Below are 21576 nucleotides of genomic sequence, written 5' to 3'. Positions count from 1 at the left end.
TCCTTTGTACTCACCCTCTCGGGCTTTCCTCCGGGCTTCCCTTCGGTCTTGCGTTTCCGACTCTATCAGATCCTTTCGGGCCCTGATTCCCAGTCGGCGGGATTGTCGTGACCTCTTGGCTTTCGCCCGTCGGCCTTTCGACATTCACTACGTTAGCCGATTCCCCCGAGAACTCATAATCGAGTCCGGCGAGTTCCAATTCGGGCATGCGGGCACGCCGAAATCGTCCCTGCTAAGGGAGGTCGTTGGTAGTGGGTTGGCCGCATCCGGAGGTTGGCGAACGCCGTATCCGGTTCAGCGGCTCGGACGACATTACGCGCCTGCCCCGGCAGAGTCAACTCCGTCGGCGCCTGGGCACGTGGGCACGATACGGGCTGACCGTCGGGTCGTCCGCGATCCAGTAGCGCCAGGGATGGACCCCGGTCAGGACGCGTAGCGGCGTGTCCTCGGTGGTGCACGCGTCCGTGCCGTTCAGGGGGCGGTCGACGCCCAGGGCGGTGGCGAGGCGGGCCGGGCCTTTGGCCAGTTCCTTGTCGTTGCGGGCCGAGAGTCGACGGGTGCGGGCCAGCTCGGCGCCCTCGACGATCTCGCCGGCGCGCAGCAGGACGGCGCTCGGCGTGCCGTCGGGGCCGCAGACCAGGTTCATGCAGGACCACATGCCTTAGGTGACTCACCAGGCGTGTACGTCGTTGGTCCGGCAGCATCGGCAAAGGGACGACAAGTAGGAGACAGGTAGTGCGAGCGATCATCTACGCCAGGCTCAGCCCTACCCCGAGGGGCGAGGAATCCAAGGGTGGGGACCTGACACAACGGGTCGAGCTGAGTCAGGCGCTGTGCGACCGGAAGGGCTGGTCGGTCGTCGCCACGATCGTTGAGAAGGACACGTCGGCTTCGACAAAGCGGGGAACCAAGCGGAGCGCGGAGTGGGAACGCGTCAAGGCTCTGGTGGAGGACGGCAAGGCGGAGGCCATCGTGTCCCGCCACTACGACCGCATGTACCGCACCCCCTGGGATCTTGAAGACCTGGTGGACCTGGCCGAGGCGACCGGCGTCACGCTGGCCGCCGCACAGGCGCAGGGAGTGCTCGACCTGTCCACCCCGTCCGGCCGTCTCGCTGCTCGCATCGGCGCTGTGGTTGCTCGCAACGAGACCGAGATGCGGGTCGAGCGTCAGGTACTCGGACACCAGCGGCGCAGGGAGTCGGGGAGGCCCTTCTGGAGTACTCGCCCCTTCGGCTTCGAGCGGGACGGCAGGCACCGGGAAGCAGAGGCGGAAGCCCTGCGACAGGCGTACCAGGATGTCCTGGCCGGCGTCACCCTCTGGTCCATCGCGAAGGACTGGAACACGCGTGGGCTGCTCTCGCCGCACGGGAAGGAGTGGCGCAGCTCGAACCTTCGGATGGTCCTCTTGAAGCCGAGGAACGCGGGAATCCAGACGTACTCGCAGTGGGTCGAGAAGCCGGACGGGACGCGCGTGCGGCGGACCGAGGAGACCGGCGCGGGCAACTGGGAGGCGATCGTCTCCGAGGGCATATTCCGTGCGCTGGTCCGCTGCCTGAGCGACCCCGAGCGCAACACGGGCGGCGGCGGTAAGCGCAAGGCCCTGTTGTCCGGCGTGGTCCGCTGCTCGAAGTGTCAGGCCGTCGTCACTCAAGGGTGGAGTAAGAAGAACGCCGCGGGCGAGCGGTACCGCATCTACACCTGCTCGGGTGGCCGGTGCATCACCTGCCCAGCGGACCCGCTCGACTCGTTCCTGGTCAGGAAGGTCATCGACAGGGCCGAGGAGTGGAACGCGGCACCGGCCACGGATGCCGCGGACGAAGAGCGAGAGGCCGAGCTGCTGGCCCAGGAGACAGCCGCCTTCGAGAGGCGCACCGCCCTGGCGGAGATGTTCGCCGTAGGGGACATCGACGCGTCGACCCTGCGGGCGGGCATCGGCAGGTGTGACGCCGACCTGACCAAGATCAGGGCCGAGCTGGCAGACCTGGCATCACAGCAGGTGCGTGTCGACCTGGGCGACGTCGAGTACTTGTGGGAGGAACTGGACTACGAGGACCCCGACCGCATCGACTACGTGCGGACCGTCGTCATGCAGGTCTGCGAGCGAGTCGAGCTGATGCCGCGCGGTCGGGGGGTCCGGTCCTTCAAGGGCGAGCACTGCCGGATCACGTTCCGGAACCCCTGAGATCCGATCGCGGAGGGCCGAGTCGGCTGTCCGCGCGAAGTGAGCACGGGCCCTGTCCGACGAGAGTCGGGCCGGGCCGGTCGTCATACCCGACGGGAAGGGCCCGGAGATCACTCAGCGCCTCTGCGCGCCCCCCTCGCTCCCCAAGTTCATGCAACAACGTGCAACGTCCGTGCAAGGACGGTCGCGAGCGGCCCCCGTACGGTCGCCTCAGGTGGCCCGGCCGGGCCACCAACTCCCCCGCAGGGCGAAGGGCTCGTGGAGATCCCCGAGAGCGTTTCTTCGGTACCTGCGCTTCGAGTCGACGGTCGTCCTGATGCACTACGAGGGCGACGGCACACAGACCAGCCGAGAGCTGTACGAGGGTGACCCCGCGCCGTTCGTCGAGTGGCAGCGCATCGCCGTTTCCCGACTGTCCACCTCGCTCAGCGCGCCGACTCAACCGCCCACTCGCCAGATGAGTTGAAGCGCGCAGTCACGCCCACTCGTCTGGCCTGAGTCGACGCACGTCGGCAGTCACTCGACCGGCCAGGGGCGCGTCACGGGCCGCACTCGCGGACGATCACGCATCGCCCGACCCAACCCGCACCGAGTCACCGGCGGGCTTTCAGCAACGCGCACAGCGGCTCAGGCTCCGCTGGTCGGTTTGGCTCGCGGGCTCAGTCGGTACGACGAGACCGTCGGTTCACCGGCGAGGAAGAACCGGTGTTGCCAGTCGTGGGCCTTGCTCACGCCTACCCGAGGACCGGCCTGGATGAGCGTGGCAGGTACCGGCTCACCTTCGGACAGCACGACCGAGGTATCTGTCAGGAGGTCGGCGCCGTTGTGCTCTCCGGTGATGCCGAGTGCCTGGCAGAAGTTCCCCGGGCCTCGGGCAAGGCGTGGGCTGTCGACCCTCTCCCCTCGCCGCCTGCGTGCCAGGTTCTCCCCCTCGATGACCCTGCCTGCCCGGATGAGGACGGCCGAGGCGGTGCCGTCCGTCCCGGTGACGACGTTGGCGCACCAGTGCAGTCCGTGGGACCGGTAGACGTACAAGTGTCCTGCAGGTCCGAACATGACCGCGTTACGGGGTGTCCGGCCCCGGTAGGCATGGGAAGCCGGGTCCGCTGCGCCGGAGTACGCCTCGGTCTCCGTGATGGCGATGCTCACGGTTCCCTCCGGAGTCTTGCAGGTGAGTACACTCCCGAGCAGCTTGGGGGCGACTTCTTCGGCAGGGTGGGCGAGGAGATCGACGTTCATGCTGACTGCCTTGACATGCCGTAGGTGAAGTAGACGTACACGCGTTCGGGCGGACCGAACACGACGTCGTTGCGCGGGGTGCGGCCGAGCAGGTCGGGGGCCACGGCGAGGACGGGGCGGTCGAAGAAGTCCCGCGGCAGGGGCGTACGGTCGGGGCTCGCGATCATGCCGTCCGAGCGTAACGCAGCGGGGCCCGTGCGGAACCGGCCACGGCGGGAGCGCGTTTGTAGGGGTCGAGGGTTCTCACGTACAGCCTGGAGAGGGAGAGACATGGCGTTCAAGAAGCTGCTCGCGAGCCTGGGGGCCGGCGGGGCTTCGGTCGAGACCGTGCTGAGCGAGGTCAACGTCGTTCCGGGCGGGGTCGTCCAGGGCGAGGTGCGGATCCAGGGCGGCGGCGTCGACCAGCAGATCGAGGGGCTGTCGGTCGGTCTCCAGGCCAAGGTCGAGGTGGAGAGCGGCGACGAGGAGTACAAGCAGAACATCGAGTTCACCAAGGTGCGGCTCGGGGGCGCCTTCGAGCTGAAGGCGGGCGCCGTGCACGCGGTGCAGTTCGGGCTCGAGGTGCCGTGGGAGACGCCGGTCACGATGATCGACGGGCAGTCGCTGCGCGGGATGAACATCGGGGTGACGACGGAGCTGGAGATCGCCCGCGCGGTGGACTCCGGCGACCTGGACCCGATCAACGTGCACCCGATGCCGGCGCAGAAGGCGATCCTGGACGCCTTCATCCAGCTGGGCTTCCGCTTCAAGAGCGCGGACATGGAGCGCGGGCACATCCGGGGGACGCGGCAGCGGCTGCCGTTCTACCAGGAGATCGAGTTCTTCCCGCCGCAGCAGTACCGGGGCCTGAACCAGGTCGAGCTGAGCTTCGTGGCCGACGCGCAGGCGATGGACGTCGTCCTGGAGATGGACAAGCGGCCGGGGCTGTTCAGCGAGGGCAGCGACACCTTCCGGTCCTTCCAGGTGGGGCTGAACGACTACCAGGGGACCGACTGGGCGGCGTACCTCAACCAGTGGCTGTCCGAGGTCGGCAGCAAGCGGAACTGGTTCTAGGCTCGGGTACGACCGCACCAGACGATCAGCAGGAGGTACCGAGGTGACCGAGGTCAAGCGGCGTCCGCTCCCCCATGACTTCCATCCGCCCGTCGCGTCGTTCACCGTGACGAGCGACGACGTCCGGGAGGGCGCGGAGCTGGGCGACGCTCAGGTCCAGGCGGGTGGGAACACCTCGCCGCAGCTGCGGTGGGAGGGGTTCCCGGACGGGACCAAGAGCTTCGCCGTGACCTGCTACGACCCGGACGCGCCGACCGGCAGCGGGTTCTGGCACTGGGTGGTCTTCGACATCCCGGCCTCGGTGACGGAGCTGCCGGCGGGCGCGGGCAGCGGGAAGTTCGCGGGGCTGCCGGCGGGCGCCGTGCAGGCGCGCAACGACTACGGCGCCAAGGAGTTCGGCGGGGCCGCGCCGCCGCCCGGGGACGGGCCGCACCGGTACGTGTTCACGGTGTACGCCGTGGACCAGGAGAAGCTCGGTCCGGACGCGGAGGCGACGCCCGCCGTCGTCGGGTTCAACCTGCGCTTCCACACGGTCGGCCGGGCCCAGCTGATCGGTGAGTACGAGGTGCCCGCGCAGAACTGAGGCGTCCCGGCGTTCACCGGACGTTTGCCCGCCCCTGGTCTTGGAATGGATCAGGGGCGGGCAGTTTTGTTGCAGGGGAGAGCAGCAGATATTGCGTTGTCCATCCCGGCGCGCCCGGCCAGAGTTGATCCAGCCCGCCAGGGGGTGGGCCGGTGCACACGGGAGGTGGGCTGGTATGCGGGACACGCTGGTGCTGAACGCGAGCTTCGAGCCGCTGTCGACGGTGACGTTGAACCGAGCCGTCGTTCTGGTGCTCCAGGACAAGGCCGTCGTCGAGCAGACCCACCCCGAGCTGCGCATGCGCGGGGCCGCGGTCGACATAGCGGCGCCCCGGGTGATCAGGCTCTGCCACTACGTGCGGGTGCCGTTCCGAAGACGCGCTCCGTGGTCGCGGCGGGGTGTGCTGGTCAGGGACCGGCACCGGTGCGCGTACTGCGGCAGGCGGGCGACGACCGTGGACCACGTGGTGCCGCGGTCGCACGGGGGTCAGGACACCTGGCTGAACACGGTGGCCTCCTGCGCGGAGGACAATCACCGCAAGGCGAACCGGACTCCGGAGCAGGCGGGGATGCCGCTGCTGAGGCAGCCCTTCGAGCCGACGCCGGCGGACGCGATGCTGCTCGCGCTGGGGCGGGACGACTTCGACGCGCTGCCGGAGTGGCTGGTCGCGCCGGCCGCGTAGCCGGGGTCGGTCGATGGGGTCAGTCGATGGTGGGCTTCTCGCGGCGTTCCTGGTTGGGGACGCCGCTGCCCGTCGTACCGCCGTTGCCGCCGCCGCCCAGGGGGCCGAGGTTGCCGAAGGCTCCGGAGAGGCCCTTGAGGGCGTCGCCGATCTCGCTGGGGACGATCCAGAGCTTGTTGGCGTCGCCCTCGGCGATCTTCGGGAGCATCTGGAGGTACTGGTAGGAGAGCAGCTTCTGGTCGGGGTCGCCGGCGTGGATGGACTCGAAGACGGTGCGGATGGCCTGGGCCTCGCCCTCGGCGCGCAGCGCGGCGGCCTTGGCCTCGCCTTCGGCGCGCAGGATCTGGGACTGCTTCTCGCCCTCGGCGCGCAGGATCTCGGACTGCCGGACACCCTCGGCCTGGAGGATGGCGGCGCGTTTGTCGCGGTCGGCGCGCATCTGCTTCTCCATCGAGTCCTGGATGGAGGTGGGCGGCTCGATGGCCTTCAGCTCGACGCGGTTGACGCGGATGCCCCACTTGCCGGTGGCCTCGTCGAGGACGCCGCGCAGGGCCGCGTTGATCTCCTCGCGGGAGGTCAGGGTCCGCTCCAGGTCCATGCCGCCGATGATGTTGCGCAGGGTGGTGACGGTGAGCTGCTCGATGGCCTGGATGTAGCTGGCGACCTCGTAGGTCGCGGCGCGCGCGTCGGTCACCTGGTAGTAGATGACGGTGTCGATGTTGACGACCAGGTTGTCCTGGGTGATGACCGGCTGCGGCGGGAAGGGGACGACCTGTTCGCGCAGGTCGATGCGGTTGCGGATGGTGTCGATGAACGGGACGACGATGTTGAGGCCCGCGTTCAGCGTGCGGGTGTAGCGGCCGAAGCGCTCCACGATGGCGGCGCTGGCCTGCGGGATGACCTGGATGGTCTTGATCAGGGCGATGAAGACCAACACCACCAGGATGATCAATACGATGATGACCGGTTCCATCGTGGCTTCCCCGTACCCTTCTCCGCGACTGGGTTGTGGCCCTGACTGGTGCTGATCTTACGGGTGTTGAGGTCGTTGGGGTGCCGGTGCGGTCAGATGACGATGGCCGTGGCTCCCTCGATGTCCACGACGTCGACCTGCTGGCCCACCTCGTAGGCGCGGGCGGTGTCGAGCGCGCGGGCCGACCAGACCTCGCCGGCGAGCTTGATCCGGCCGCCGGCGCCGTCGACCCGTTCGGTGACGACGGCCTGTCTGCCCTTCAGGGCGTCGATGCCGGTGGCGAGTTGTGGCCGCTGGGCCCGGTGCCGGGCCGCGATGGGGCGCACGACGGCGATGAGGGCGACCGAGACGGCGACGAAGACGAGCACCTGCGCGACGGTCCCGGCGCCGACGCCCGAGGCGACGGCCGCGGCGACCGCGCCGACGGCGAGCATCCCGAACTCGGGCATCGCGGTCACGACGAGCGGGATACCGAGCGCCACCGCGGCGACGAGCCACCACACCCATGCGTCGATGTCGTTCACAGGGTCATGGTAGGTCGGGCGGGGGTGGCGGGACAGGGCGCGCGGAGGGCCGGTCAGGACAGCGGGAGGCCTTGGGCGGTCCAGCGGTCGCCGATCTGCTCGACGACGAGCGGGAGGCCGAAGCAGCGGGAGAGGTTGCGGGAGGTCAGCTCCAGCTCCAGGGGGCCGGCGGCGAGCACCTTGCCCTGGCGGATCATGAGGACGTGGGTGAAGCCGGGGGCGATCTCCTCCACGTGGTGGGTCACCATGATCATGGAGGGGGCGATCGGGTCGCGGGCGAGGCGGCCGAGGCGGCGGACCAGGTCCTCGCGACCGCCGAGGTCGAGGCCGGCGGCCGGCTCGTCGAGCAGCAGCAGTTCGGGGTCGGTCATCAGCGCGCGGGCGATGAGGGTGCGCTTGCGCTCGCCCTCGGAGAGGGTGCCGAAGCGGCGCTCCAGGTAGTCGCTCATGCCGAGGCGGTCCAGGAAGGCGCGGGCGCGCTGCTCGTCGACGGCCTCGTACTCCTCCTGCCAGCCGGCGGTCATGCCGTAGGCGGCGGTGAGGACGGTCTGCAGGACGGTCTGGCTCTTGGGGAGCTTGTCGGCCATGGCGATGCCGGCCATGCCGATGCGGGGGCGCAGTTCGAAGACGTCGGTGCCGGGGCGGCCGAGGGTCTCGCCGAGGATGGTGGCGGTGCCCTTGCTGGGGTAGAGGTAGCTGGACGCGACGTTGAGGAGGGTGGTCTTGCCGGCGCCGTTGGGGCCGAGGATGACCCAGCGCTCGCCCTCCTTGACCGACCAGTCGACCTGCTCCACCAGAGCCCGGTCCTCGCGGACCACGGATACGTCCTGAAGCTCCAGAACATCGCTCATGAGCGCGTTGTCTCCCCTTGCAGTCTGGCCGGTCTCGGCTGTCGCGTACGCCTCTTGCCCGGGCCGCCGCCGGTGGGCGCAGCCCTCCGGGAAATCTACGCCACCGGTCGGCTCCGGCGTTCCATCGGTCCCGTCCTTGGGTCCTCGGTCCGGTCCCTAAGGTGGGGGGATGCTCATCGAACCGCGCGCAGGACGCCTCGCCGCCTGGGGAAATGCCCTTCTTGCCGGACTTGTCTCGCCGGACGAGGCGGTCGTCGCGATCGTCGGCGACGACGCGGTGCACCGGGTGGCGGGGCTGCCGGGTGAACCGGCGCCGGTCGGTCTCACGCTGGCGCTCGGGCGGCTGCGGGCGCTCGGGGCGGGCGGGCTGCGGCTCGCGCTGCCCGCGCCGGGACATCCGCTGGGGCTGAGCGGGCCGCCGGAGTTCAACGCGCGGGCCCTGGAGGCGGCGGAGGCGGTGGTCTGTCACGGGGCCGCCCTCGGCCTGGTGCCGGAGGTGTCCGAGGCCGGCCCGGCGGGCGACGTGCACGTGGAGGTCGTCTGGCACTGCCTGCCGGTGCGGGAGGCGCCGCCGGCCGACGTGCCCTCGCTCGGGGAGGCCGAGCGGGAGCTGGCGGAGGCGCTGCGCGAGGCGACGGAGGTGCTGACGCGTCTCGACGTGGCCGGTTCGGGGCCGGTGGCCGCCGCGGCGATCGAGGCGTACCGGGCGCGGGCCGAGCGGGGCCGGGAGGTGCTGGCGCCTGGCTACCCGCCGCGGGCGGTACGGGTCCTGGAGCTGGCGCAGCGGGTGGCGGCCCTGGTCGACCTGGCTCACGGCAACGGCCACGGCGGCGCGGTGAGCGCGTCCGAGATGGCGGCCCGGGGCGAGGCCCTGCGCCCGGTGGAGCGGACGGCCCGGCGGGCGATGGTCGCGGCGTACAACTCGGCGGTGGAGGAACGGGACCGCGGGACGCGGTGACGTCCCTCGGTGAGCGGGGCGGTCCGGGCACCCGGTGCCCGGTACCCGGTGTCAGCGGGTCATGCCGTGGCGCACGGCCCAGAGGGCGGCCTGGGTGCGGTCGGAGAGGTCGAGCTTCATGAGGATGTTGGAGACGTGCGTCTTGACCGTCTTCTCGGAGAGCACCAGGGCCCGCGCGATCTCCCGGTTGGACCGGCCGTCCGCGATGAGGCCGAGGACCTCGCGCTCCCGCTCGGTGAGGGAGGTCGCCCTGCCCTGGGCGGGGCCGGTCTCCTCCTGGGAGAGCAGCGCCCCGGCGACCTCGGGCTGGAGCAGGATGTGGCCGGCGTGGACGGAGCGGATGGCGCCGGCCAGCGCGTCGGGGTCGACGTCCTTGTAGACGTACCCCGCGGCGCCCGCGCGCAGCGCCGGCACCACCGTGCGCTGCTCGGTGAAGCTGGTGACGATCAGCACGCGCGCGGGGTGGGCCAGTTCGCGGAGTCTGCGCAGGGCCTCGACGCCGTCGGTGCCCGGCATCTTGACGTCCATGAGGATCACGTCGGGCCGCAGCTCCTCGGCGCGGGCGACGCCCTCGGCGCCGTCGGCGGCCTCGCCCACCACCTCGATGTCGTCCTGGACCTCCAGGAAGGTGCGCAGGCCCCGGCGGACCACCTGGTGGTCGTCCACGAGCAGGACCTTGATCGGGTCAGCCACCGGGGACCTCCATCTCGATCGTGGTGCCCTCGCCGGGCGCCGATGTCACGGTCAGCCGGCCGCCGACGCCGCCGGCGCGGTCCCGCATGGAGACCAGGCCGAGGTGGCGCCCGGCGCGGCGCACGGTGCGCGGGTCGAAGCCGCCGCCGTCGTCGGTGACGCGCAGCACGGCTCCGGGGCCGTGCCGGTCGAGCCGCACGTCGACCTCGGCCGCCCCCGAGTGGCGCAGGGCGTTGTGCAGGGCCTCCTGGGCGACGCGCAGCACGGCCTCCTCCTGGGCGGCGGGCAGCGCCTTGACGCCGTGGCTCGCGAAGGTCACGCGCGCGGTGTGGGCGCGGTCGAGGACCTGGATCTGGGTGCGCAGGGTGGCGAGGAGCCCGTCCTCGTCCAGCGCGGCGGGGCGCAGCTCGACGACGGCGGCGCGGAGCTCGTCGGCGGCCTCGGCGGCCAGGGCGGTGATCTGCTTCAGCTCGGTCTTGGCGCGCGCGGGGTCGCGGTCGACCAGGGTGGTGGCGGCCTGGGCGGTCAGGCGCAGGGAGAACAGCTTCTGGCTGACCGCGTCGTGCAGTTCGTGCGCGAGGCGGGAGCGCTCCTCGGCGATGGTCAGCTCGCGGCTGCGCTCGTAGAGGCGGGCGTTGGTGAGGGCGATGGCGGCGTGCTGGGCGAGGATGCCGAGCAGGTCCTCGTCATCCTCGGTGAAGCCGCAGCCGCCGGCGGGGCGCCCGCAGTTCTTGTTGGCCAGGAAGAGGGCGCCGATGACCTCGTCGCCGTCGCGGATGGGCAGGCCGAGGAAGTCGGCGAGGTCGGGGTGGGCGGCGGGCCAGCCCTCGAAGCGGGGGTCCTCGCGCACGTCGGCGAGGCGCTCGGGCCGGGCGTCGTGCAGCATCGCGGCGAGGATGCCGTGCTGGCGGGGCAGCGGGCCGATGGCCTTCCACTGCTCGTCGCTGACGCCGTCGACCACGAACTGGGCGAAGCCGCCGTGGTCGTCGGGGACGCCCAGGGCCGCGTACCGCGCGTCCAGCAGTTCGCGCGCGGAGGCGACGATCGTCTTGAGGACGTCGCGCACCTCCAGGTGCCTGCTCATGGCCAGCAGCGCGGAACTGACCGCGGCGAGGCCGGTCCGGGGGCCGTGACTCATGGACTCACGGTACCGGCGCCGCCCTCGGCACGGATCGGCCTGTGGACAACCTGACCTGGGCCGCTGGACCTAGTCCGGAGGTCGCGGGCGGTGGTCCCGCGGGGGTCCCGGCCGCCCGGCCTAGGGCGAAGGGCCCCGCCGGGTTGCGGCCGGCGGCCGAGGCGGTGCGGGTGGCCCGGTTCCTACGGTCGGGAGCACGCGGCGCCGACGGGACGGTGCGCGGGACGAGGGGACGGATCATGCCGGTAGCGATCATCACGGGAGCGTCGAAGGGGCTGGGCCGCGCGCTCGCCGGGGCGCTCGCGGCCCGGGGCTGGGATCTGGTGCTCGACGCCAGGACGCCGGGGCGGCTGGAGGAGGCGAGGGCCGCGCTCGCGTCGTACGGCACGCGCGTGGAGGCGCTGCCGGGGGACGTGGCCGACGCCGGGCACCGGGCCGCGCTGGTGGCCGGGGCGTGGCGGCTCGGCGGGGTGGACCTGCTGGTGAGCAACGCCAGCGCACTGGGCGCCGAGCCGCTGGTGCGGCTGGCGGAGCTGCCGCTGGAGGGGCTGCGGCGGGCCCTCGAGGTGAACGTGGTGGCGGCGCTCGGCCTGGTGCAGGAGGCGCTGCCGCTGCTGCGCTCGGCGCCGGCCGGGGCGGTGCTTGCGGTCAGCTCGGACGCCGCGGCGGAGGCGTACGAGACGTGGGGCGGCTACGGGGCGTCCAAAGCGGCCCTCGACCAGCTGGCGGCGGTCCTCGGGGTGGAGGAGCCGGGGCTGCGGGTCTGGGCGGTCGATCCCGGGGACATGGCCACCGACCTGTACGCGGCGGCCGTGCCGGACGACGACGGGCCGAGGCCCGCACCGGACGGCGTGGTCCCGGCGCTGCTGCGGCTCCTCGACGAGCGTCCGGCGAGTGGCCGCTACGGGGCGCCGGCGCTGCTGGAGGAGGGCCGATGACCCTGACCGTGCGGGTGCCCGAAGAGCTGTCGGCCCGGGTGCCCGCAGAGCAGCGGGGGCCGGGGCTCGACCGGAGCGACGTGCGGCTGCTGGTGTCGCGGGGCACCGAGGTGGGGCACCACGCCTTCCGTGAGCTGCCGCGGCTGCTGCGGGCCGGGGACCTGCTGGTGGTCAACACCTCGGCCACGCTGGCGGCGGCCGTGGACGGCCGGGTCGGGCACGCGCGCGTGGTGGTGCACTTCTCCACGCGCGGGGACGACGGCCGGTGGGCGGTGGAGCTGCGGGAGCCCGACGGGCGGGGCACCACGCGCCCGCGGGCGGCCATGGCGTCTCCCGCGCGTGCGCGCGCGTGGGGAGAAGGGGACGTGGCGTCGGTCGCCGTGCGCGCCGGGGTCTCGGTGCGGCTGCCCGGGGGTGCGGGCCTCGTGCTGGAGGAGCCGCTGAGCGCGCGCGGGGACCGGCTGTGGTGGGCGCGGGTGTCGGGGGCGGAGGCGGGCGCGGTGATGCGGGAGCACGGGCGGCCGATCCGGTACGCCTATACGGCGCGGGACCAGCCGCTGGCGGCGTACCAGACGGTGTTCGCGCTGCCCTCGGCGGACGGCTCGGGGAGTGCGGAGATGCCGAGCGCCGCGCGGCCCTTCACCGCGCCGCTGGTGGCGGAGCTGGTGAGCCGGGGGGTGCAGTTCGCGCCGGTGACGCTGCACACGGGGGTGGCGTCGGCCGAGGCGCACGAGCCGCCGTATCCGGAGCGGTACGCGGTGCCGGAGGCGTCCGCGCGGGCGATCCGGGCGGTGCGGGCGGCCGGGGGCCGGGTGGTGGCCGTGGGGACGACGGCGGTGCGGGCGGTGGAGTCGGCGGCCGGCCCGGACGGGGTGGTGCGGGCCCGGCGGGGCTGGACGGACCTGGTGGTCACGCCCGAGCGCGGGGTGCGGGTGGTGGACGGGCTGCTGACCGGGCTGCACGAGCCGGCTGCCTCGCACCTGCTGATGCTGGAGGCGGTGGCGGGCCGGGCGGCGATCGACCGTGGGTACGAGGCGGCGGTCGCCGAGCGGTACCTGTGGCACGAGTTCGGCGACACGCACCTCCTCCTCCGGTAGGAAGTGCCTCACCGAGCGCATTGCTCCGGCAACCAAGGGTGAGTCGCGGGGGCGGGCGCTGTGAGCCCGGGCATAGGGCGCAGATCACGTACGAAAGGGATTAGGAGAACGAGTCGCCCATCGTGAGCGGGCAGATAGTCCACTCTGTCCGACTTTGCCGGACCCTGATCCACTACCCGGCTTCGTACGTCACACCTTTGCCACTCGATTTTGCGGGAGCTAAGAATTGCTCTCGTCGCTCAGCGCTGCGGGTTCGGTCCCGCGGCGATGTGTGCTGGATGCACCTCCCGGTCCACCGGTCCCCGGACATCGGACGAGAGCGACCTCCGCGCAAATCGAAGAGGTCTGTTTCCCCATGCCCAAGAACATCTTCACCCGTGGTCACAGTCGCCTGAACCGCACCCACAAGATCGCCCTCGCCGGTGCCGGCACGCTCGGCGCCGCCGCGATCGCCGCGGCCGCGATACCCGGCGGCGGTCACACGACCACGGACGAGGCGGCCCCGGCGGCCAAGGTGGCGTACAGCACCAAGCAGATCCAGGACGTCCACGCGGGCGTCACCGGTCAGCTCGCCGGCGCCGGCCAGAAGGCCGCCGCGGCGAAGAAGGCCGCCGACGCCAAGAAGGCGGCGGAGAAGAAGGCCGCCGCCAAGAAGGCCGCGGCCAAGAAGAAGGCCGCCGAGAAGGCCGCCAAGGCCCGTGCGGCGAAGAAGGCCGCCAGCCGCTCCGCCACCCGCACCGTGGTCAAGAAGTCCTACACGAACAACCTGGACGGCTGGATCCGCGAGGCCCTGGACATCATGGACGCCAAGAACATCCCCGGCTCCTACCACGGCCTGCACAAGAACATCATCCGTGAGTCCTCGGGCAACCCGAAGGCCATCAACGACTGGGACATCAACGCCATCAACGGCGTGCCCTCCAAGGGCCTGCTCCAGGTGATCCCGCCGACGTTCGCCGCGTACCACGTCAAGGGCACGTCCTGGAACATCTACGACCCGGTCGCCAACATCACCGCCGCGGCCAACTACGCGGCCGACAAGTACGGCACGATCGACAACGTCAACAGCGCGTACTGAGGCCGGTGCGGGCCGGCTACTTGCGCATGACCTCGGGCTCGTGGCGGCGCAGGAAGCGGGCCACGAAGAAGCCGCAGACCACGCCGAGCACGATCAGCGCCGCCATGTCGAGGCTCCAGGCGCCGACGGTGTGGTCCCACAGCGGGTCGGTGCCGGCGCCGTCCTCCGGCGGGCTGATCTTGTTGAAGTCCAGCGTGGCGCCGGCCGCGGCGACGGCCCAGCGGGAGGGCATCAGCCAGGAGAGCTGGTTGACGCCCGCCGTGCCGTTCAGGGCGAAGAGGCAGCCGGTGAAGACGACCTGGATGATCGCGAACATCACCAGCAGCGGCATGGTCTTCTCGGCGGTCTTCACCAGCGACGAGATGATCAGGCCGAACATCATGGCGGTGAAGCCGAGCCCCATGATCGGCAGCGACAGCTCCAGGATGGTCATGCTCTTGAGGACCAGGCCCTCTTTCGGGATCTCCCGGCTGTAGAAGCCGATGATCCCGACCAGCAGGCCCTGGAGCATGGTGATGGCGCCGAGCACGAACACCTTGGACATCAGGTACGCCGAGCGCGACAGGCCGGTCGCGCGCTCCCGCTCGTAGATCACCCGTTCCTTGATCAGCTCGCGGACGGAGTTCGCGGCGCCGGCGAAGGTGGCGCCGACCGCGAGGATCAGCAGGACCGTGGTGGCGGTGCCGTTGGGTGCCAGGCGGCCCGACTGCGGGTTGACGTGGTTGGGCAGCAGGCCCCGGTCGGGGTTGATGAGCAGGCTCACCGCGCCCAGCACGGCGGGCAGGATCACCATCAGGGCGAGGAAGCCCTTGTCCGAGACGATCACGGCGGCGTAGCGGCGCACCAGCGTGACGAACTGCGACATCCAGCCCTGCGGCTTGGGCGGGCGCATCCCCTGCATCGGCGGCAGCTGCACCGCCTGCGGGGCGACGGCGTCTATGTCGGCGGCGTACATCTGGTAGTGCTGCGAGCCCTTCCAGCGGCCCGCCCAGTCGTAGTCGCGGTAGTTCTCGAAGGCGGAGAAGACGTCGGCCCAGGTGCTGTAGCCGAAGAAGTTGAGCGCCTCCTCCGGCGGGCCGAAGTACGCCACCGCGCCGCCGGGCGCCATGACGAGGAGCTTGTCGCAGATCGCCAGCTCGGCCACCGAGTGGGTGACGACGAGGACGGTGCGGCCGTCGTCGGCCAGGCCGCGCAGCAGCTGCATGACGTCGCGGTCCATGCCCGGGTCGAGGCCGGAGGTCGGCTCGTCCAGGAAGATCAGCGACGGCTTGGTCAGCAGCTCCAGGGCGACCGAGACGCGCTTGCGCTGGCCGCCGGAGAGGCTGGTGACCTTCTTGTCCTTGTGGATGTCGAGCTTCAGCTCGCGCAGCACCTCGTCGATGCGGGCCTCGCGCTCCTGGCCGGTGGTGTCGGCGGGGAAGCGGAGCTTGGCCGCGTACTTGAGGGCCTTCTTGACGGTCAGCTCCTTGTGCAGGATGTCGTCCTGCGGGACCAGACCGATGCGCTGGCGCAGCTCGGCGAACTGCTTGTAGAGGTTGCGGTTGTCGTAGAGGACCTCGCCCTCGTTGGCGGGCCGGTAGCCGGTGAGCGCCTTGAGGAGGGTCGACTTGCCGGAACCGGAGGGGCCGATGACGGCGATCAGGGACTTCTCGGGGACGCCGAAGGAGACGTCCTTGAGGATCTGCTTGCCGCCGTCGACGGTGACGGTCAGGTGCCGGGCGGAGAAGGACACCTCGCCGGTGTCGACGAACTCCTCCAGGCGGTCGCCGACGATGCGGAACGTGGAGTGTCCGACGCCGACGACGTCGGTGGCACCGAGCAGCTGGGAGCCGCCCTTGGCGATGGGCTGGCCGTTGACGTAGGTGCCGTTGTGCGAGCCGAGGTCGCGGATCTCCAGGCGGCCGTCGGGCGTGGCGTGGAACTCCGCGTGGTTGCGGGAGACCTGGAGGTCGGAGACGACCAGGTCGTTCTCCAGGGCGCGGCCGATGCGCATGACGCGGCCGAGGGCGAACTGGTGGAACGAGGTCGGGCTCCGGTCGCCGCCCTGCTGCGGCGGGACGCCCGGGGCGCCCTGCTGGGGCTGCTGCCACTGGGGCTGCGGGGCCTGCTGCGGCGGGATCTGCTGCTGGGCCCCGGAGTGGTGCGGGGGCTGGGAGTGCTGCGGGGTCTGCTGTGGGGTCTGCTGCGGCGGAGCCTGGTAAGGCTGCTGCTGCGGGGCCTGCGGCGTGGTGACGGGGGCCTGGGCGGCGGTGAGGTCCAGGCGCGGGCCGTCGGTGGCGTTGCCGAGGTTCACCACCGTGCCGACGCCGAGTTCCCCCTGCTGGATCCGCCGGCCGTGCACGAAGGTGCCGTTGGTGCTGCCGTGGTCCTCGATGACCCAGCCGCGGCCGTCGAAGCTGATCGTGGCGTGCCGCCAGGAGACCCTGGCGTCGTCGAACACGACCTCCCCCTGCGGATCGCGGCCCAGCGCGTACGACCGGGACGGGTCCAGCGTCCAGGTCCGTCCAAGAGATTGCAGTACGAGTTCCGGCACGCCACGCCCCACTGAGTTGTCCCCCGAATCCGCCCCCGTTGCGGGGAGTCTAGGGATGTCGAATCATCGGGGGGAACTATTTCAGGCCCGGCGCCCCGACCGGAAGTCGGGCCCTGTGAAGACTGCCTGCCGCGTGTCCGGCTGGCGGACCGCGAGGGCGGCGGGCGGCGCGCGCCGGATACGGTTGGGGCACCATGAGCGCTACGCAGACGCAGACCTCTGACGTCCCCACCCTCCTCGTCAAGATCTTCGGCAGGGACCGGCCGGGCATCACGGCCGGCCTGTTCGACACCCTCGCCGCCTACTCCGTCGACGTCATCGACATCGAGCAGGTCGTCACCCGGGGCCGGATCGTGCTGTGCGCGCTCGTGACCGCGCCGCCCAGCGGCCTGGAGGGCGATCTGCGGGCGACCGTGCACGGCTGGGCGGAGTCGCTGAAGATGCAGGCGGAGATCATCTCCGGTCTGGGCGACAACCGGCCGCGCGGCGTCGGCCGCTCCCTGGTCACGGTGCTCGGACACCCGCTCACCGCGGAGGCGACGGCCGCCATAGCCGCTCGGATCACCGGCACCGGCGGCAATATCGACCGCATCTTCCGGCTGGCCAAGTATCCCGTCACCGCCGTCGAGTTCGCGGTGTCCGGGGTGGCGACCGAGCCGCTGCGCACCGCGCTGGCCACGGAGGCGGCGGCGCTCGGCGTCGACGTGGCGGTGGTGTCGGCCGGGCTGCACCGGCGGGCGCAGCGCCTGGTGGTCATGGACGTGGACTCCACGCTGATCCAGGACGAGGTCATCGAGCTGTTCGCGGCACACGCCGGATGCGAGGAGCAGGTCGCCGAGGTGACGGCGGCGGCGATGCGTGGGGAACTGGACTTCGAGCAGTCGCTGCACGCGCGCGTGGCGCTGCTCGCGGGCCTGGACGCGTCGGTGGTGGACAAGGTGCGCGCCGAGGTGCGGCTGACGCCGGGGGCGCGCACCCTGATCCGCACCCTGAAGCGGCTCGGCTACCAGGTGGGCGTCGTCTCGGGCGGCTTCACGCAGGTCACCGACGCGCTGCGGGAACAGCTCGGCCTCGACTTCGCGCAGGCCAACACGCTGGAGATCGTCGACGGGCGGCTGACCGGGCGGGTCACCGGGGAGATCGTGGACCGGGCGGGCAAGGCGCGACTGCTGCGCCGGTTCGCGGCCGAGGCGGGGGTGCCGCTGTCGCAGACGGTGGCGATCGGTGACGGCGCCAACGACCTGGACATGCTGAACGCGGCCGGACTCGGTGTCGCCTTCAACGCCAAGCCGGTGGTGCGCGAGGCGGCGCACACCGCGGTCAACGTGCCGTTCCTCGACACGGTGCTGTATCTGCTGGGCGTCACGCGCGAGGAGGTGGAGGCGGCGGACACCCAGGAGGACTCTCCCGGCTCCCCCGACACCGACACCCCGCAGGCCGCCCCCGGCGCCGCACGGGTCCAGCCGGATCAGTCGGTCGGCGCCCAGTAGTCGGTGAGGGTGGCGACGCCCGGTTCCAGGGTCTTCCAGGGGCCGGTGAACGACAGGACGGCGAAGGCGGCGGTCGGGAAGCCGCGGCTCTCCTTGCGGGCGCGGGCCTCGTCCGTCGCGGAGCCGGCGAGGATCTGGCTGAGCGCCTCCATGCCCGGGTTGTGGCCGATCACCAGGACGTTGCGCAGGTCGTCGGGGGTCTCGTTGAGCACGGCGATCAGCTCGCCGGGCGAGGCCTCGTAGACGCGCTCCTCGTAGACGGTTTTCGGCCGGTGCGGGAGCTCGTGCACGGCGAGCTTCCAGGTCTCGCGGGTGCGGGTCGCGGTGGAGCACAGGGCCTGGTCGAAGGGGATGCCGGTGTCGGCCAGGCGGCGTCCGGCCTCGGCGGCGTCCTTGCGGCCCCGTTCGGCCAGTGGCCGCTCGTGGTCGGTCACCTGCGGCCAGTCGGCTTTCGCATGGCGGAAGAGGACGATCCTGCGGGGTTCTTCGACGCTCATACCGTCCAGCTTCGCATGAAACAGGCCACGAGGCGCAGGGAGTTGGCCGGGCTCAGCCCGATATCAGCTGCTGCGCCCGGTGCAGCAGCTGGGCGATTCCCGGGTCTCCGGTCGCCGCGTGGGCGTCGGACGGGTCGCCGATCAGCACGAGCAGCGCGACGAAGGCCAGCACCGGCAGGGCTAGGAGCCACCAGGGCAGCCGGACCTCGACGCCCCGGGTCGCCGCCGGGTGGGGCCGGGTGTACGTAGGGGCCGACATGGGTGCCTCCGCTGGTCCGCGTCTCTGCGTGGTCGGCGCCCGCGAGCGCTGTTCGCGGGCACATCACGAAGCTACGGAATCCGCGGGCGCCGGCCCATCCGGGAGTCCACCCACTCGACCCTGACCCTGGCCCCCTAGGGGATACGGGGGTTAACCCCCTGGGCGGGAGCGAAGACGGCTCAGGGCGCGGCGATGGACGCGATGACGGCGATGACCACGAAGATGCCGAGGAAGGCGCCGAAGACGAGCAGCATCTTCTTCTGGCCGTTCCGCGGGTGGGGATCCAGGACTGGCATGGAGCCAGTGTCCCATCCCCCGCCCGCGGCCGACCCGGCGGGCTCAAGGGGGCTCGGCGGGCTCAGGGGGCTCGGCGGGCTCAGCGCGCCGCCTCGTCCTCCACGGTCCGGTTCCGCCCGGCCACCACGCCCATCACCATCTGCGGCACCATCAGGGCGGCCATCAGCGCGATCGGCAGTCCCCAGCCGCCGCTGTGCTGGTAGAGGACGCCCACCAGGAGCGGGCCCGGGATGGAGATCAGGTAGCCGGTGCTCTGGGCGAACGCCGACAGCTGGGCGACGCCCGCGCTGGTCCTGGCCCGCATCCCCACCATGGTCAGGGCGAGCGGGAAGGCGCAGTTGGAGATGCCGAGCAGCACCGCCCAGGCCCAGGCGCCGCCGGCCGGGGCGAGGTAGAGGCCCGCGTAGCCGGCCAGGCCGCACACGCCGAGGACCAGCACGATGGGGCCCTGGTGGGGCAGCCGGGTGGCCACGCGCGGGATGACGAAGGCCAGCGGCACGCCCATCACCATGGTCACGGCGAGCAGCAGTCCGGCGGAGCCGGCGGAGACGCCCGCGTCGCGGAAGATCTGCGGCATCCAGCCCATGGTGATGTAGGCGGCGGTGGCCTGGAGGCCGAAGAAGACCGCGAGCGCCCAGGCGGTACGGCTGCGGGTGACGCGCAGCGCGGGCTGCGCGGCGGCCGGACCGTGGGTCGCCCCCGGGGTCGGCCCGCCGGCCGGGCGGGCGGTGTCCGCACCCCGGCCGTCCCGGTGGCCGTCCCGGTTACGGACGAACGCGGTCCACGGCAGGATCGCCGCCACCGCGAGGACCGCCCAGACCGCGAGGCCGGGCTGCCAGTCGCCGCCCAAGGCGTCGGTCAGCGGCACGGTCGCGGCGGCGGCGGTCGAGGTGCCGAGGGCCAGGGCCATCGAGTACAGGCCGGTCATGGAGCCGACCCGGTCGGGGAAGTAGCGCTTGACGATGACCGGCATCAGCACGTTGCTGACCGCGATGCCCATCAGCGCGAGGGCGCTGGCGGCCAGGAAGCCGGCGGTGCCGCCCGCGTAGGGGCGGATCACCAGGCCGGTGGCGATGGCCACCATGCCGGCGCAGACCACCGCGCCGGGTCCGAAGCGGCGGGCGAGCCGCGGAGCGGTGACGCCGAAGACGGCGAAGCAGAGCGGGGGCACGGAGGTGAGCAGCCCGGCGACGCTGCCGCTCATCCCGAGCCCGTCGCGGACCTCCTCCAGGAGCGCGCCGAGGCTGGTGATGGCGGGGCGCAGGTTGAGCGCGGCCAGGACGATGCCGAGGACGAGCAGCCGCGTCGTCCACGCGCGCGTGGGCGACGTGCGGGGGGTGTGCTCGGGCGCCTCGGGGGCGGTCGATGTGTCGACGGTCGCGGACGTCAGGGTCCTGGTTTCCTCGCTAGCCATGACACCCATCATAGAATCATGGGATGATTGGTTGTCCACAGTTCGTCGTCACCGTGTGCGAAGGTGAGCCATGCCACTGAGCCATACCCGTCGTTCGGCCCTGTCCGAGCAGGTCATCGCGGCGCTGCGGCAGCAGATCACCACCGGCGAGTGGCCGGTCGGCTCGCGCATCCCGACCGAGCCCGAGCTGGTCGAGCTGCTGGGTGTCGCCCGGAACACGGTGCGCGAGGCGGTGCGGGCGCTGGCCCACAACGGGCTGCTCGACATCCGCCAGGGCTCCGGCACCTTCGTGGTGGCCACCAGCGAGCTGGCCGGCGTGATGCAGCGCCGCTTCGCCGACGCCGACCCCCGGCACATCGCCGAGCTGCGCTCCACCCTGGAGTCGGCCGCGGCGAGGATGGCCGCCCGGCGCCGCACGGAGAAGGACCTCAAGCAGCTCGACGCGCTCCTGGTGCGCCGGGACGACGCCTGGGAGAGCGGCGACGCCGAGACCTTCGTGACCGCCGACGCCACCTTCCACCTGGCCGTGGTGGCCGCCTCGCACAACGACGTGATGAGCGCGATGTACGCGGACCTGGGCGAGGTGATGCGCGACTGGCTGCGCGAGGACGTCGGCGCGGAGCTGACGCCGGAGACGCACATGGACCACACCCGGCTGGTGGACGCGATCCGCGCGGGCGACGCCGCGACGGCGGGCGAGGAGGCGGCGGGCTACCCCTTCCTGTGCCGCCCGGGCAGGCTCACCCCGGCCGCCGGTGGCTGACCCAGGCCGTCCCGACCTCCTTCCAGCAGCGCCCGGCCAGACGCACGTTCTGCGCGGGGCCGACCGCCACCGGGGAGCCGTCGCCGTCCAGGTCCCACCAGCGGGCGCACTCGACGTGCAGGGCGACCAGGTCGGTCTCCGGGTAGGGGTTGCGGCAGTCGGCGGTCACCTCGGAGCCGGCGACGCGGAGACGGCACTCGGCGCCGAACGGCCGGGCCGGGGCAGTGTCCGGGGCGCCCACGCGCGCGTGGGACACCGCCGCGTACGGCGGCAGGAGCACGCAGGCGACGGCCAGGACCGGGGCGGAGAGGCGGTGCGGTGGGCGCATACGG

The 21576-nt window shown here is 71.9% G+C and carries 22 protein-coding genes and 2 pseudogenes; 10 read left to right on the top strand and 14 right to left on the bottom strand.

Annotation, left to right across the window (positions count from 1 at the left end; translation table 11 throughout):
- Positions 1 to 334 precede the first annotated feature (334 nt).
- Positions 335 to 661, bottom strand: a pseudogene (locus ACGFZL_RS29595) (DNA-3-methyladenine glycosylase); the annotation flags it as partial.
- 74 nt (positions 662 to 735) lie between these two features.
- Here ACGFZL_RS29595 and ACGFZL_RS29590 point away from each other — a divergent pair.
- Positions 736 to 2184, top strand: coding sequence for a recombinase family protein (locus tag ACGFZL_RS29590; protein WP_393696314.1), 1449 nt, complete (start codon positions 736 to 738; stop codon positions 2182 to 2184).
- Between the two features lie 627 nt (positions 2185 to 2811).
- Here the strand turns inward: ACGFZL_RS29590 and ACGFZL_RS29585 are convergent.
- Both ACGFZL_RS29585 and ACGFZL_RS29580 read right to left on the bottom strand, forming a co-directional pair.
- Positions 2812 to 3423 carry a DNA-3-methyladenine glycosylase gene (locus ACGFZL_RS29585; protein ID WP_393696312.1) on the bottom strand — a complete coding sequence of 204 codons (612 nt, stop codon included), beginning with the start codon at positions 3421 to 3423 and terminating at the stop codon, positions 2812 to 2814.
- An 80-nt stretch (positions 3424 to 3503) separates the two neighbouring features.
- Positions 3504 to 3590 (bottom strand): annotated as a pseudogene (locus tag ACGFZL_RS29580) (3-methyladenine DNA glycosylase); the annotation flags it as partial.
- Positions 3591 to 3693: 103 nt separating this feature from the next.
- Between ACGFZL_RS29580 and ACGFZL_RS29575 the strand changes: the two are divergent.
- The 3 genes from ACGFZL_RS29575 (at position 3694) to ACGFZL_RS29565 (ending at position 5741) form a co-directional block, all read left to right on the top strand.
- Positions 3694 to 4476 carry a sporulation protein gene (locus ACGFZL_RS29575; RefSeq protein WP_355176413.1) on the top strand — a complete coding sequence of 261 codons (783 nt, stop codon included), beginning with the start codon at positions 3694 to 3696 and terminating at the stop codon, positions 4474 to 4476.
- A gap of 43 nt (positions 4477 to 4519) precedes the next feature.
- A complete protein-coding gene (locus ACGFZL_RS29570; RefSeq protein WP_355176415.1) occupies positions 4520 to 5059 on the top strand; it encodes a YbhB/YbcL family Raf kinase inhibitor-like protein in 540 nt (179 codons plus the stop codon).
- 175 nt (positions 5060 to 5234) lie between these two features.
- Positions 5235 to 5741, top strand: coding sequence for an HNH endonuclease (locus ACGFZL_RS29565; RefSeq protein WP_355176417.1), 507 nt, complete (start codon positions 5235 to 5237; stop codon positions 5739 to 5741).
- A 19-nt stretch (positions 5742 to 5760) separates the two neighbouring features.
- Here the strand turns inward: ACGFZL_RS29565 and ACGFZL_RS29560 are convergent, their stop codons facing one another.
- The 3 genes from ACGFZL_RS29560 to ACGFZL_RS29550 all read right to left on the bottom strand — a co-directional run bounded on the left by ACGFZL_RS29560 (position 5761) and on the right by ACGFZL_RS29550 (position 8089).
- Complete coding sequence (locus ACGFZL_RS29560; RefSeq protein WP_355176419.1) at positions 5761 to 6714, bottom strand: SPFH domain-containing protein; 954 nt, start codon at positions 6712 to 6714, stop codon at positions 5761 to 5763.
- Positions 6715 to 6806: 92 nt separating this feature from the next.
- Positions 6807 to 7238, bottom strand: a complete 432-nt coding sequence (locus tag ACGFZL_RS29555; RefSeq protein ID WP_393696309.1) for an NfeD family protein — start codon at positions 7236 to 7238, stop codon at positions 6807 to 6809.
- 53 nt (positions 7239 to 7291) lie between these two features.
- Positions 7292 to 8089: an ABC transporter ATP-binding protein gene (locus ACGFZL_RS29550; protein ID WP_355176423.1), complete on the bottom strand. Its 798-nt coding sequence runs from the start codon at positions 8087 to 8089 to the stop codon at positions 7292 to 7294.
- Positions 8090 to 8258: 169 nt separating this feature from the next.
- Here ACGFZL_RS29550 and ACGFZL_RS29545 point away from each other — a divergent pair, with 169 nt between their 5' ends.
- The gene (locus ACGFZL_RS29545) at positions 8259 to 9047 is read left to right on the top strand and encodes a hypothetical protein (protein ID WP_393696307.1); all 789 of its coding nucleotides are present in this window, start codon (positions 8259 to 8261) and stop codon (positions 9045 to 9047) included.
- 51 nt (positions 9048 to 9098) lie between these two features.
- On the opposite strand, the gene ACGFZL_RS29540 is transcribed toward ACGFZL_RS29545, so the two are convergent.
- Both ACGFZL_RS29540 and ACGFZL_RS29535 read right to left on the bottom strand, forming a co-directional pair.
- Positions 9099 to 9740 carry a response regulator transcription factor gene (locus ACGFZL_RS29540; protein ID WP_355176427.1) on the bottom strand — a complete coding sequence of 214 codons (642 nt, stop codon included), beginning with the start codon at positions 9738 to 9740 and terminating at the stop codon, positions 9099 to 9101.
- Positions 9733 to 10878: a GAF domain-containing sensor histidine kinase gene (locus ACGFZL_RS29535; protein ID WP_393696305.1), complete on the bottom strand. Its 1146-nt coding sequence runs from the start codon at positions 10876 to 10878 to the stop codon at positions 9733 to 9735. Before ACGFZL_RS29535 ends, ACGFZL_RS29540 begins: the two co-directional genes overlap by 8 nt.
- A 239-nt stretch (positions 10879 to 11117) precedes the next feature.
- Between ACGFZL_RS29535 and ACGFZL_RS29530 the strand changes: the two genes are divergently transcribed.
- From ACGFZL_RS29530 to ACGFZL_RS29520, 3 genes are all read left to right on the top strand, one after another.
- A complete protein-coding gene (locus ACGFZL_RS29530; RefSeq protein WP_393696303.1) occupies positions 11118 to 11816 on the top strand; it encodes an SDR family NAD(P)-dependent oxidoreductase in 699 nt (232 codons plus the stop codon).
- A complete protein-coding gene (locus tag ACGFZL_RS29525; protein ID WP_393696301.1) occupies positions 11813 to 12913 on the top strand; it encodes an S-adenosylmethionine:tRNA ribosyltransferase-isomerase in 1101 nt (366 codons plus the stop codon). Before ACGFZL_RS29530 ends, ACGFZL_RS29525 begins: the two co-directional genes overlap by 4 nt.
- 355 nt (positions 12914 to 13268) lie before the next feature.
- A complete protein-coding gene (locus ACGFZL_RS29520; protein WP_393696299.1) occupies positions 13269 to 13991 on the top strand; it encodes a transglycosylase SLT domain-containing protein in 723 nt (240 codons plus the stop codon).
- A gap of 16 nt (positions 13992 to 14007) precedes the next feature.
- On the opposite strand, the gene ACGFZL_RS29515 is transcribed toward ACGFZL_RS29520, so the two are convergent.
- On the bottom strand, positions 14008 to 16524 hold the full coding sequence (locus tag ACGFZL_RS29515) for an FHA domain-containing protein (RefSeq protein ID WP_393696297.1): 2517 nt from the start codon (positions 16522 to 16524) through the stop codon (positions 14008 to 14010).
- 194 nt (positions 16525 to 16718) lie between these two features.
- On the opposite strand from ACGFZL_RS29515, the gene serB reads away from it, so the two are divergent.
- Positions 16719 to 18014 (top strand): phosphoserine phosphatase SerB, encoded by a 1296-nt coding sequence (gene serB, locus ACGFZL_RS29510; RefSeq protein WP_393696295.1) that lies wholly within the window; start codon positions 16719 to 16721, stop codon positions 18012 to 18014.
- Here the strand turns inward: serB and ACGFZL_RS29505 are convergent.
- From ACGFZL_RS29505 to ACGFZL_RS29490, 4 genes are all read right to left on the bottom strand, one after another.
- Positions 17993 to 18511, bottom strand: a complete 519-nt coding sequence (locus tag ACGFZL_RS29505) for a histidine phosphatase family protein (protein ID WP_355176441.1) — start codon at positions 18509 to 18511, stop codon at positions 17993 to 17995. The genes serB and ACGFZL_RS29505 overlap by 22 nt on opposite strands.
- 52 nt (positions 18512 to 18563) lie before the next feature.
- The gene (locus ACGFZL_RS29500) at positions 18564 to 18770 is read right to left on the bottom strand and encodes a hypothetical protein (protein WP_393696293.1); all 207 of its coding nucleotides are present in this window, start codon (positions 18768 to 18770) and stop codon (positions 18564 to 18566) included.
- 179 nt (positions 18771 to 18949) lie between these two features.
- On the bottom strand, positions 18950 to 19066 hold the full coding sequence (locus tag ACGFZL_RS29495; RefSeq protein ID WP_393696291.1) for an SGM_5486 family transporter-associated protein: 117 nt from the start codon (positions 19064 to 19066) through the stop codon (positions 18950 to 18952).
- A gap of 80 nt (positions 19067 to 19146) precedes the next feature.
- Positions 19147 to 20481, bottom strand: coding sequence for a CynX/NimT family MFS transporter (locus tag ACGFZL_RS29490; protein ID WP_393696289.1), 1335 nt, complete (start codon positions 20479 to 20481; stop codon positions 19147 to 19149).
- Positions 20482 to 20551: 70 nt separating this feature from the next.
- On the opposite strand from ACGFZL_RS29490, the gene ACGFZL_RS29485 reads away from it, so the two are divergent.
- On the top strand, positions 20552 to 21244 hold the full coding sequence (locus ACGFZL_RS29485) for a FadR/GntR family transcriptional regulator (protein ID WP_393696287.1): 693 nt from the start codon (positions 20552 to 20554) through the stop codon (positions 21242 to 21244).
- Here the strand turns inward: ACGFZL_RS29485 and ACGFZL_RS29480 are convergent.
- Entirely contained in the window at positions 21222 to 21572 is a 351-nt protein-coding gene (locus ACGFZL_RS29480) for a hypothetical protein (RefSeq protein WP_393696285.1), read from the bottom strand. The genes ACGFZL_RS29485 and ACGFZL_RS29480 overlap by 23 nt on opposite strands.
- Between the last annotated feature and the right edge of the window lie 4 nt (positions 21573 to 21576).

This window comes from Streptomyces sp. NPDC048182 (assembly GCF_043202555.1).
Taxonomy (GTDB): domain Bacteria; phylum Actinomycetota; class Actinomycetes; order Streptomycetales; family Streptomycetaceae; genus Streptomyces.
The sequence above is the reverse complement of the archived record's forward strand: the minus strand, read 5'-3'. Positions and strand labels throughout refer to the sequence as shown.